This window comes from Bacillus cereus group sp. BfR-BA-01347, assembly GCF_022663835.1.
In the GTDB taxonomy this organism is placed as follows: Bacteria; Bacillota; Bacilli; order Bacillales; family Bacillaceae_G; genus Bacillus_A; species Bacillus_A thuringiensis_K.
In genome coordinates, this window is the sequence record NZ_JAKUGG010000007.1 from 160,253 (window position 1) to 172,618 (window position 12,366).

Sequence of the window (12,366 nt, forward strand, 5' to 3'; positions counted from 1 at the left end):
AAAGAGCTGAAATTTATAATAGATGGAATATATTATATGGGTACATGTTTAGTTTAATACAAGCAATTGGAGGGCAATTTTATATGATTCAATATAAAAGGTGTAGTGATGTAAATATTGATTTAGTATATGTCGATAATGACTTAAAAGGCTCTCTATGCGTAAATGAACAAGGTAAAATTAGTTTTATTTTCGTAGACAAAGGTTATAGAAATATTGGTGTTGGGATGAAATTATTACAAGTAGCAAGAGAAGAATTAAATTTATCAAGTTTATCAATTGGGTTTCCTAACAATAATTTATTGGAGGGTTTTTTAAAGAAATGTGGATTTGAAAAGAATTCTTTAGCGCAATATGAAATGTATTTATTACTCTAAGAGCGGAAAGATTTATTCTTTTCGTTTTTTATTTAGCCGTTATGTTGGTAAATGCTCCGCAATTATAATTTGTAATGAGAGGGATTTTGTTTATCCTTAAGTTATTTTTTTAATTGTCAATTTTATGCTAATAATTTTCTTTGTATAATATTCTAATTTTATGTAGAATAGATACGATGGGAGGGGATGAAATGAATAATGGATTAAAGTTTAAGATTTTTGAATTGCATTGTCTCGTTCAAAAGACTTATTCTGATATTAAAATAGCATGTGATATTGCTATTTATCAAGAAAACACTTCTAAATATTTAATTTCATTAGGATTTTTAAATAAATCATATATGACTTATATAGAAGCAAAAAGATTCTATCGTGAAAATGAAGAACTTGTAAGTGTAGAATTTGATAATTTCTTTGATATGTATGATAAATTAGAAAATGAATTAAAACAAGTTATTTCAACTGAAGATAAAAATCCTTCATTGCTACATAGCAGACTTGATCAGTTTCAGCAGAAAGTTGAAAATATAAATGACCTAATAAAAGTATTGCAAAATGCTCGTTAATGAATGCTTTTTTCTTTTTTGTATAGAAATTATGTATTAAAAACATTTTAGGGATATTACATATTGAAGAGGTGGCTTTTGTAGATTACAAAAGTCATCTTTTTATGTTAGGAATAGATTGTATACATTTTAGCAGTTTCATATAAATAATAGAAATTTATACGAGGTAAATATCATGGGAAATAAAAAAGAAATAGCTATAGTTGCATTAACAACAGGATTCGTTTTAACAAGTGTAACACCATATGGAGTAGGTCATGCAGAGGAACCTGGTCAAATGCAAGTTGAAATTCAAGAGGATTCGTTCCGTACAGGTGATCTTACACAACCATCAAAAAAGGCGCCAGAGAATGTAGTGAAAGATGCACTTAAGGAAAATACAGAGCATGCTTTGTCTCCAAAACAAGTTAGTGCAGAAACAGGAGTAGATTACAAGGTTCTTCAAAAACGTGGTTCTTATGATGGAACTACACTTGTGCGCATGCAACAAATATATGAAGGAAAAGAAGTGTATGGCCACCAGTTGACTGCTCACGTAGATAAAAAAGGTATTATTAAAAGCATTTCAGGAGCTAGCGCACAAAATTTAACACAAGAAGATTTAAAGAAACCTATTAATTTATCAAAAGAAGAAGCGAAACAATATATTTATAAAAAGTACGGAAACGACATTAAATTTATTTCTGAACCAGAAGTTAAGGCGGTTATTTTTGTTGATGAAAATCATGGGCAGGCTAGCAATGCATATCAAGTTACATTTGCTGCTACAACACCAAATTATGTATCTGGAACTTATTTAGTGAATGCTCATAATGGCGATATGTTAAAAGATATGGTACAAGAATCAAGTTTGAAAATAAGTGAAGAGTATGTTGAATCCGTTAAGGAAAATAAAACTAGCAATTTCACATCATTAACTGGAACAGGAAAAGATGATTTAGGCGTAACTCGTACATTTGGTATTTCTAAACAGACCAGTGGGAATTATGCGCTTGCTGATTACACAAGAGGGCAAGGAATTGAGACATATGATGTAAATTATAGAGATATTACAAATGAAGAAAGTTATTATCCTGGCATACTAGCAACTAGCGCTTCAACAACATTTAATGATCCAAAGGCGGTAAGCGCTCATTTCTTAGCAACAAAGGTATATGATTTTTATAAAGAAAAATATAAGCGTAATAGTTTTGATAATAAAGGAAAAAAAGTAGTTTCAGTGGTACATGCATGGGATTCTGGAGGAACAAATGATCCTGAAAATTGGGAGAATGCATTTAGTACTAATATTAATAACATTAGTATGCTTTTATATGGAGATCCTATGGTAAAAGCGTTCGATATAGCCGGTCATGAATTTACACATGCAGTTACATCAAGTGAATCTAACCTTGAATTTTCAGGAGAATCTGGGGCAATTAACGAGGCATTATCGGATATTATGGGAACGGCTATAGAGAAATACATAAATAATGGGGAATTTAACTGGACAATAGGAGAACAAACTGGATCGACTTTTCGTAATATGAAAAATCCAACTGCAATTAATTTTTCAGAAGGACTACCGTATCCCGATGATTATAGTAAATATAATGATTTAAATGGAGAGGATTATGGAGGCGTTCATTTTAACTCAAGTATTATTAATAAAGTTGCGTATTTAATTGCACAAGGCGGTACTCATAACGGTGTAAATATAAATGGTATTGGTGAAGATAAAATGTTTGATATTTTCTATTATGCAAATACTGATGAATTGAACATGACTTCTAATTTCTCTGAATTGAAATTGGCATGCCTTAAAGTTGCAATTAATAAATATGGAACGAACTCAATTGAAGTTCAAGCAGTCCAAAATGCTTTTGATGCGGCAAAAATTCCAGGAACAGTGAAAGAAAACGAAAAAACAGCAGAAAATCAAGCTCCAGAGTTAACTGTGCCGTTTACCATTACACTACGTGTAGGTGATACGTTTGATCCAATGAGAAATGTAAAAGCTGTTGATAAAGAAGATGGTGATTTAACAAATAAAGTAAAGCATAAAGGCGATGTAGATACTTCAAAACCAGGTACATACATTGTGGAATACTTGGTTGTTGATTCCCAAGGGAGAACTACAACGGCTAGACAGACTGTAATTGTAGAGGGAAATGGAGAAATATTAGATTTAGAACCTAAATTAACAGTGCCTGTTGGAGCGACAATGCATGTAGGAGATTCATTCGATCCAATGATAAAAGTAAAAGCTATTGATAAAGAAGACGGCGATCTTACTTCTAAAGTAAAAGTTGATGGTGGAGTAGATACATCTAAAGTCGGTACTTACGTATTAACGTACACGGTTACAGATTCTAAAGGTCATGAAGTAACGGCGAAACAAACTGTAACGGTTAAAGTTAGAGAAGAAGTTACAAATGAAAAACCAATACTAAAAGTACCTGCTACAACTTCAATTACTGAGGGTGATCAATTTGATCCGTTGGTAGGGGTATCAGCTACTGATAAAGAGGACGGTGACCTTACTTCTAAAGTAGCGTATGAAGGAACTATAGATACAACTAAAGCTGGTACTTATGAAATAATATATAGTGTCAAAGATTCCATGGGTAATGACGTAAATACAAAACAAAAAGTATTAGTGAAAGATAAAGAAACTAGCAAAGCTAATGGCCTTGCTAATAAGGCAAATAAGAGTAATATCTCAAACAACAGTAATAGCGATAAAAAAGAGTATACATATAAGGAGCTTCCAAAGACGGGTGTAAGTACAAATAACAGTGCAGCAATCGGCATATTGATGATTATTACAGGCACAGTACTCACTTTTGTTCGCAAATTTAGAAAGATACAAAAATAATAGTAGGGATTATTCGTTTGAAGAAAAGAGTTCATTATTCAGAAGAAATAAAGTAGAAAGTAAGTAAAACAAAATATGGATTTTTTACTTAATAAGATTTTAGTAGTTAAGCGGTGCATTTGGCTTCTATAAAAATTTGTAGTTGGATCATGTTCTGTCTACAAAACTACATTACATAAAAAACACGTTACTATTCTCATTAAAATAAAAGAATAGTAACGTGTTTTTTGGTTTGGAAAAAGCATAAATCCTATAGTTCATGAATCTGGGAGTGCTTCTAATCTGCCATTGATGAGTTACTGAAAACATTTTGTTTTAATGGAAGTTTCACTCTAAATGACAACATGAGATTTTCGATATTTACCAGGTGTTTCATTGGTGAATTTTTTGAAAATTTTAGTGAAATAACTTTGATCGCTAAAATTAAGCGAAGCGCATATGTCTGATAAGGGATAGGTGGTGAAAGTTAATAATTTCTTTGCTTCTTCGACTCGTTCACGTTGAATGTACTCAATTAATGAAATACCGACCTCTTTTTTAAATAATATAGATAAATAATCTGAATTCACATTTGCAAATTTAGCAAGTTGTTTAACAGATATTGGATTGTAAATATTTTTAAAAATATAGTTTTTGCAAATAGCAATAGTCTGTGAATGTTGCTGTGTTTTTTGTGCCTTTACACGGTCTGCAAAGGTGCAAAAAGCATTTTTTAATAAATCCCAAACAGATTCTTTGTCTTTTAAATCTTCTGTTCTTTGAATATGTAAATCATAAATTTTGTAAGCAATCCCAGATGGAAGTCCCCCTTTTATCGCATATCTAGTAGCGAGCGTGATGGATGAAATACAAATGTTTTTATGACGTCTTAATTGATGGAATGAAGATAAAGATGAAAGAGTCTCTTGTTGGAATTCGTAATAATATTTGAGTACGGTTTCTTTATCCCCGTTTTCTATAGATCTAAGTAGTTGCTGCTCTATATATAAATTATGATAAATGGATTCGTCTTTTTGCATTGAAATATATACATCTTCGTTTAAGATTCTGCTATGACTTATATGAACTGAGTCACTGTTATTTGAAAAGGTGCTTACATCTGAATTTTTTTTATAGAGAATGTTATAAAACAATATTGCTATATTTACAAAGAAATTTTGATCTTTCACTGACAATGAAAAATAACGGTCTCTTGTTCTTTTATAATTCGGAATAAAATTAAGGTTACTATCCACTTTACTTGTAGAAAAATTTACATGTGCCATGGGCCCAATAATAATAGTACCGTTCACCATATAATCACTCTTTATGTGAATTAAAATGAAGTGCCCTAGATGTTCGTGAGTTCTGAAGATGGGAGAATTATATGTATCATTTCTTTGAAAAAGCATATGTAACTGTTCTATTTTTGATGTATACAACGAATGTGAATCATTTTTTGATTTAAATTTTAAAAGAATATTGTTGTTACAATCTAAAAAACAAACTGGAATTTCGAAAGATTGGAAAAACATATTGCAAATGTACTCTATCTCAACTAGACTGAGCTTTTTAGTCATATTCTTCCTCCTTACAGTTATGCGTGATAGTTGAATAATTATATATTCCTTTTTTCATAAGTAGAAACGGAAAATCTTTATCAATAAAAAATATAAATAAAAGTTATAAACTTCTAAGAATAATACCATAATTTAACATGAATAGCACATATTATTTGAATATACAGGTAATAGTTTTGGACAGTAGCGTAAAATATGAATCGTCACACTTATTTGTTGGTTATTACTTATATGTATCAAAAAAGGATTAAGATTGGATTTTAAATAGGGATAGGAAGGGAGAAATGAATGGATTGACAGTAAGTGATTAGTCGAAATTAGCAGTGAAAGCTATTATGTAACAATGTAATAAGTCTTGAAGTAGAGATATGAGGGTAATTCAGGGGAGAAAATTACATATATCATGCAGAGAGACAACGTAATAATAGAAGATAAGAAAAGTGAATAAGTGATTGTAAACAATGGATTGTTGGACGACTATGTTTTATGTTATTGGTTTAAATCTGATACTTGGCACACTATTGCTTGTAAGAAGGTAATAGTAATAAAGAGATTTTTAAAATGATACAAGTAGTAAAGGGGAAAAGAGAAATGAAAAAAATATTTAGTGTGCTTTTAGTGTTTTTCTTAACATTTTCTACATGGTCTAGTGTATTAGTAAAGGCAGATTCACCATCTAAAGGTACTTTAACGATTCATAAGTATGAACAAGAAAAAGATGGAGCGCAGGGACTAGAAGGTAATGGTTCTGCAAATCAAGAGGTGCCAAAAGATGTGAAACCATTAAAAGGTGTAACGTTTGAAGTGAAAAGGGTTGCTTCTTTTGAAAAAATTTCAAACGATGGGAAAATCGTAAAAGAAGACGTGAAACCTGTAATGGGAGCCACTCCAAATCAAGTAGTAACAGATGATAACGGACAAGCTGTATTAAAAGATCTTCCGCTAAGACGTTATGAGGTGAAAGAAGTGGCAGGACCTCCACATGTTAATCTAAACCCCAATACGTATACAGTGGATATCCCATTAACGAATAAAGAGGGTAAGGTGCTAAACTATGATGTTCACATGTATCCCAAAAATGAGATTAAACGTGGTGCAGTGGATTTAGTAAAAACTGGTGTAAATGAAAAAGTATTAGCAGGTGCAGTATTCTCTTTATTTAAAAAAGATGGTACAGAAGTGAAAAAAGAGTTAGTAACAGATGCTAATGGTCATATTCGCGTGCAAGGATTGGAGTATGGTGAATACTATTTCCAAGAAACAAAAGCTCCGAAGGGCTACGTAATAGATCCAACTAAACGTGAGTTTTTTGTTAAGAATTCCGGAACAATTAATGAAGATGGAACTATTACTTCTGGTACAGTAGTTAAATTAGAAGTGAAAAACTATGAAGAAGCAACTATTGATAAAAAGATTAACGCAAAATTGGAAGCGTTACCAATAAATCCGCTAACTAATTATAATTATGATATTAAAACATTAATTCCTGAAGACATTAAGGAATACAAAAAATATGTGGTAACAGATACTTTGGACAATCGTTTAGTGATTCAAGGAAAGCCAATCGTGAAAATTGATGGAGCAGAAGTAAATGCAAACTTTGTTGAGCTAGCTATAGAAGGTCAAAAAGTAACAGCTACAGTAAAAGATTTCACAAAATTAGATGGTAAAAAAGAATTTCATTTGCAAATTAAATCCCAAGTAAAAGAAGGGGTACCATCTGGTTCGGAAATTTTAAATACAGCAAAAATTGATTTTACAAATAAAAATGATGTAATGGGAGAAAAGGAGTCTAAACCTGTAGTTGTTGTTCCAACAACTGGAATAATTGAGTTAACAAAAATTGATGGTGCTAATAAGAATAAATTAAAAGGTGCAGAGTTTGTACTTAAAGATCATAATGGAAAAATAGTTGTCGTAGCAGGAAAAGAAGTAACAGGTGTATCTGATGAGCATGGTGTTATTAAATGGTCTAACATTCCATATGGAGATTATCAAATTTTTGAAACGAAAGCACCGACATATACAAAAGAAGATGGTACAAAAGCTTCTTATCAATTATTAAAAGACCCTATTGATGTAAAGATTAGCGAAAATAATCAAACGGTTAAATTAACGATAGAAAATAATAAAAGTGGATGGATTCTTCCGGTAACGGGTGGTATAGGAACGACTCTTTTTACTGTAATAGGCCTTACTTTAATGCTTACAGCGGCACTTGTTTTCTTTAGAAAAAAATTTGCTAGAAATTAAGATTTTAGGAACATGTAACTATATGAAAAGGGGAGAAGCAAAATGCTTTCCTCTTTTCGATATTTAAGCATATACAGAGGTGGAAATATGAAACGAAATCTTGTTTTGGGGGGTATTTTTTTATTTGGATTAGGTATTTTTTTATATCCTACTATTAGTAATTGGTTGGCGACCCGTGCACATTATTCTGAGATTAGCTCTTACGATAAGAAGATTAAAGCGCTACAAAAGAAAGAAGTCGAACGTAGGGAAAAAGAAGCAGCCGAATATAATAAACAAGTTCAAACTTCCATGAAAACATTTACAGATCCATTTTCTGAAAAAAAAAGTAATCATCAAGCGTATGCTGATGCGTTAAATTTAGGAGATGTAATGGGGTATATTGAAATATCGAAAATTAATATAAAACTGCCAATCTATCAAGGGACCTCTGAGGAAGTATTGAGCCGCGGGATAGGTCATTTAGATTTTTCTTCGCTCCCGGTAGGTGGAGAAAATACCCACACTATTTTAACAGGGCATCGTGGTTTACCATCAGCAAAATTATTTACAGATTTAGATAAGTTGAGTGAAGGAGATCTTTTTTTTATTCATTCTTTAGACAAAGTTCTTGCTTATAAAGTAAATCAAATTAAAGTAGTGTCACCACATGAAACGGACGATCTACAAATTGTAGAAAATAAAGATTATACAACTTTAATTACGTGTACGCCTTATGGAGTAAACACCAATAGATTGCTAGTTCGAGGTGAGCGTGTGGAGTTAAACGAGAAAGAAAAACAAAAAGTGAGTACAGAGATATTTATATTTAATAAGTGGACTGTAATAGTTACAATCCTATTGTTATGTGTGCTTCTAGTCGTAATTTATAAGAAAAAGTTAACTCGATAGAATGTATTTATCCTGCATTAATGGGAAGTGGGACCGGAAATTCAAAGATAAGTAAAGACGGTATATAGGGGATGAAGTAAATCATCATTAATAAAAATTCATTTTATTCGACTATAGAAAAAAACGGTAAAGGTGGGAACAAAGGAATTGAGGCTACGATTAAAGCTGGTAAGTATTCATTTTATTGTTTTGTTAATGTTAAGTGTAAGTTTTGTCGTATATGTACCAAAAGAAGCATATGGATCCACGACTACCTTAGAAGGTCTAGGAGATATATCGCGTTATAATGCTGTTGTCTTTGGTAACCATAAAGCAATAGGTGGCGACATTGAAGGAGCAATTGCAGTTCAAGGTGATATGGATGCATCGGGGTATACGATTGTAGGTGCAGCAGCAGGAACATCTAATATAGTAGGTGAAAAATGGGTTGATGAGAGATATCCGTCCTTGTTATTGTCTGGAAAACTAAAAAAATCAAGAGAAGAATCTTTTATCATTCAAAACGGAATAGTCGTAATGACAAAAGAGAGTGATCCAGATCGCATCATACAATCTTCTTATGATCGTATCGTTTATAAAGAAAAACTAGAAATTGACGCGAAATTTAATGAATTTCGCAATATAGTGAACCAAGTTAGTAAAAATGCAGGTCAATATAAAACGAATACCCCAATTCCAAATATGAGTCATGGAATCGGAAAAGATATAAACAATCCTAATATTTATGTTTCATCAGAATTGACAGGGAAAATCAGTGTAGATATAAGAGATGTATTTTTGCCCAATGCTAAGGACAAAGATTTAATTGTAATGTATTCAGATGCAATAGAAGTTACATTTAAAAATGGGTCTATTCTATATGACACGAATAATATTGGAAAGGCTACAGATATAGTTCCTACATCACAACCATATTCGCCTAATTCCCCGTTTACTGAGCTATATGGGAAAATGATTTGGGTTTTTCCAAATGCGAAAAAAATTACAACAGAGGGATATGGTGTCGTTGGGAGTGTGTTTGCTCCCAATGCTGTATTAGAAACAAAAGGCGGTTCGATTAATGGACAAGCATTTGTCGGTGCGGTACAACAAACTGGTGGATTTGAATTTCACAATTTCAAATTTAACTGGCAACATTGGAACAAGCCTAGTATAGGAAAAGTGAAAATAAAAAAGGTTGATAGTAATAATGGTAATAAAAAATTGGTGGGAGCAAAGTTTCATATAGAAGATTCAAAAGGAAAAATAGTTGGAGAACTATTAACAAATGAAGAAGGAGAAGCGATATCAAAAGACTTACCAATAGGAAACTATATCCTTGTAGAAATAGAAGCGCCAAAAGACTATGAATTATTAAAAGAAAAAATAACTGTAAAAATAGAAAAAGATGCAGTAGTAGAAATTAAAATAGGAAATAAGAAATTGCCAGATCCAATAGGAAAAATGAAGTTAGTGAAAGTAGACATAAGTGATAAAAATAAAAAGCTAGCAGGGGCAAAGTTTCATATAGAAGATTCAAAAGGGAAAATAGTTGGAGAACTAGTAACAAATGAAGAAGGAGAAGTAATATCAAAAGACTTACCAATAGGAAACTATACCTTAGTGGAAGTAGAAGCACCTAAAGGTTACGAATTATTAAAAGAAAAAATAACTGTAAAAATAGAAAAAGATGCAGTAGTAGAAATTAAAATAGGAAATAAGAAATTGCCAGATCCAATGGGGAAAATGAAGCTTGTGAAAGTAGACATAAGTGATAAAAATAAAAAACTAGCAGGAGCAAAGTTTCATATAGAAGATTCAAAAGGAAAAGTAGTTGGAGAGTTAATAACAGATGAAAAAGGAGAAATGATATCAAAGGACTTACCAATAGGAAACTATACCCTAGTGGAAATAGAGGCACCTAAAGGTTATGAATTATTAAAAGAAAAAATAGCTGTAAAAATAGAAAAAGATACAGTAGTAGAAATTAAAATAGAAAATAAGAAATTGCCAGATCCGACTGGGCAATTTGAAATTGAAAAAGTTGATGATAAGGATAGTGAATTAAAGCTAAAAGGCGCTGTATTTCAAGTGTTAGATAAAGAAGGGAAAGAAGTTAGTAGATTAATAACGGATGAAAAAGGAAAGGTAATTTCCAACCAATTAGCAATTGGAAAGTATACGATTAAAGAAATAAAAGCACCGAACGGATACATGTTACTTAGGGATCCAATAGAAATAGAAATTACAGAAGCAGTAAAGACACAAAAAATAACAGTGAAAAATGCGAAGAATAATTGGGTAATTCCTAATACTGGTGGGAGCGGAACAACAATTTTTTACGTAATTGGTATTATGCTAATGTTTGGTGTGCTATATTTCTGTAAGAAAAATCGTATATTATGAACTAATTTTATAGAGTTAGACAGATCGTTGCGTTAGAGAGTTTTAGGGCATGAGTTCGGTATTGTACTGGACTCATGGTACTACATTTGTTGAAGGAGGAAGGATAATAGTAAACATAGAATATATTAATGAATTAAAATGTTTAAGAGGTGAACATGGTGGCAATAAAACAAGACGAAATTAAAGTAGTTGTCGGAGCTGGAGTGTTTAATAATAATCCAGGCTGGATTCAAACGCAAGAAGATGAACTTAACTTACTAGATAAAGCTACGTGGGAAGAAAGATTTGAATACAACTCTATTTCAGCTATTTTAGCTGAGCATGTATGGGAACACCTTACTTTTGAAGAAGGTGTAAGAGCAGCTGAAATCTGTTATGAATTTTTAAAACCATCTGGTCATATTCGGTGCGGAGTCCCTGATGCATTCTTTCAGGATGAGGTATATCAAAATATAGTTCAAATAGGGAGACCCGGTCCAAAAGATCATCCAGCAGCAAGTCATAAAATCGTTCATAATTATAAAACATTAACGAAAATGTTTGAAACTGCTGGATTCGAGGTAGTTTTACTTGAATATTGTGATGAAAGTGGTCGGTTTTATTACAATGAATGGGATGCAAACGACGGTGTTATTTTCCGTTCGAAAAGGTATGATTCTAGAAATAAAGGCGATAAACTTGGTTTTCCATCGCTAATTGTCGATGCGATTAAGCGCTAATCATTCAACAAAAAAAGGAGTTAATCCTATGATTTCATAAGTCGCAAATGCGGCTTTTTTATTTGTACGTAAATCTATATTTAATTTTCAATACTATATAACTCGATTTAGAAAATATTTAAGTTTTTCTCAGCGTCATTCACTTTAAATTAACACTTCGTTGACATAAATATTTATTTTATATTTATATTCGTGTAAAATGAAATGGGAACATATATTCTGTATAAGGGGGCAATCAAAATGATAGCTGAAATTGGGAAACTAACTGATGGATATATTGTAAAATTTGAACGCGAATTTCCATATACGGTAGAGGAAGTTTGGTCTGTATTAACAGAAAACAGTAAGCTGAAAAAATGGATGTCCAATTTACAGATTGAAAGCCTTAAAACTGGTGGAATAATAAAGTTCGACATGATGGACGGTTCATTCATAAATATTGATATTTTAGAGTGTCAACTAAACTCAGTACTTGAATTTACTTGGGATAAAGACCGTGTCCGATTTGAAATACATAAAGAGGAAAATAGTACTCTTTTATTCCTTAAAGAGTACATTAATGAATTAACAGATCATACACCGAGAGATATAGCTGGTTGGCATATTTGTTTAAATCTTTTTTCTTGCGTTTTAGAAGGAGAAGAGAAAGAATTTTCTAAAGATGAATGGCAACAATGGTTTGAAATATACAAGGGTAAGATTCATGAAGTTAGAGGGTAATTACATAATAGGTAATATTCATTATGTAATTATTATATT

Annotated in this window: 8 protein-coding genes and 1 pseudogene; 8 read left to right on the forward strand and 1 reads right to left on the reverse strand. The window is 31.7% G+C overall.

Going from position 1 to position 12,366, the window contains the following annotated elements; genetic code table 11:
- Positions 1 to 128: 128 nt before the first annotated feature.
- The 3 genes and pseudogenes from MR143_RS13495 to MR143_RS13505 all read left to right on the forward strand — a co-directional run.
- A pseudogene (locus tag MR143_RS13495) lies at positions 129 to 377 on the forward strand (GNAT family N-acetyltransferase); the annotation flags it as partial.
- A 191-nt stretch (positions 378 to 568) separates the two neighbouring features.
- Positions 569 to 943 (forward strand): hypothetical protein, encoded by a 375-nt coding sequence (locus MR143_RS13500; protein ID WP_001059022.1) that lies wholly within the window; start codon positions 569 to 571, stop codon positions 941 to 943.
- A gap of 175 nt (positions 944 to 1,118) precedes the next feature.
- A complete protein-coding gene (locus MR143_RS13505) occupies positions 1,119 to 3,800 on the forward strand; it encodes a M4 family metallopeptidase (protein ID WP_242280802.1) in 2,682 nt (893 codons plus the stop codon).
- Positions 3,801 to 4,132: 332 nt separating this feature from the next.
- On the opposite strand, the gene MR143_RS13510 is transcribed toward MR143_RS13505, so the two are convergent.
- Positions 4,133 to 5,359, reverse strand: coding sequence for an AraC family transcriptional regulator (locus MR143_RS13510; RefSeq protein ID WP_000162848.1), 1,227 nt, complete (start codon positions 5,357 to 5,359; stop codon positions 4,133 to 4,135).
- Between the two features lie 591 nt (positions 5,360 to 5,950).
- Here MR143_RS13510 and MR143_RS13515 point away from each other — a divergent pair.
- From MR143_RS13515 to MR143_RS13535, 5 genes are all read left to right on the forward strand, one after another.
- Positions 5,951 to 7,612, forward strand: a complete 1,662-nt coding sequence (locus MR143_RS13515; RefSeq protein WP_199717859.1) for an LPXTG cell wall anchor domain-containing protein — start codon at positions 5,951 to 5,953, stop codon at positions 7,610 to 7,612.
- 87 nt (positions 7,613 to 7,699) lie between these two features.
- On the forward strand, positions 7,700 to 8,503 hold the full coding sequence (locus MR143_RS13520; RefSeq protein ID WP_074593703.1) for a class C sortase: 804 nt from the start codon (positions 7,700 to 7,702) through the stop codon (positions 8,501 to 8,503).
- A gap of 147 nt (positions 8,504 to 8,650) precedes the next feature.
- On the forward strand, positions 8,651 to 10,888 hold the full coding sequence (locus MR143_RS13525; protein WP_001239483.1) for a SpaA isopeptide-forming pilin-related protein: 2,238 nt from the start codon (positions 8,651 to 8,653) through the stop codon (positions 10,886 to 10,888).
- 158 nt (positions 10,889 to 11,046) lie between these two features.
- On the forward strand, positions 11,047 to 11,607 hold the full coding sequence (locus MR143_RS13530) for a class I SAM-dependent methyltransferase (protein WP_033690256.1): 561 nt from the start codon (positions 11,047 to 11,049) through the stop codon (positions 11,605 to 11,607).
- 240 nt (positions 11,608 to 11,847) lie between these two features.
- Positions 11,848 to 12,327 (forward strand): SRPBCC family protein, encoded by a 480-nt coding sequence (locus tag MR143_RS13535; RefSeq protein ID WP_000559846.1) that lies wholly within the window; start codon positions 11,848 to 11,850, stop codon positions 12,325 to 12,327.
- Positions 12,328 to 12,366 lie beyond the last annotated feature (39 nt).

Bases quoted from the DNA above. Each gene is read 5' to 3' on its own strand.
- MR143_RS13520 (WP_074593703.1), top strand. From the start codon at position 7,700: ATGAAACGAAATCTTGTTTTGGGGGGTATTTTTTTATTTGGATTAGGT.
- MR143_RS13500 (WP_001059022.1), top strand. From the start codon at position 569: ATGAATAATGGATTAAAGTTTAAGATTTTTGAATTGCATTGTCTCGTT.
- MR143_RS13510 (WP_000162848.1), bottom strand. From the start codon at position 5,359: ATGACTAAAAAGCTCAGTCTAGTTGAGATAGAGTACATTTGCAATATG.
- MR143_RS13515 (WP_199717859.1), top strand. From the start codon at position 5,951: ATGAAAAAAATATTTAGTGTGCTTTTAGTGTTTTTCTTAACATTTTCT.
- MR143_RS13535 (WP_000559846.1), top strand. From the start codon at position 11,848: ATGATAGCTGAAATTGGGAAACTAACTGATGGATATATTGTAAAATTT.
- MR143_RS13505 (WP_242280802.1), top strand. From the start codon at position 1,119: ATGGGAAATAAAAAAGAAATAGCTATAGTTGCATTAACAACAGGATTC.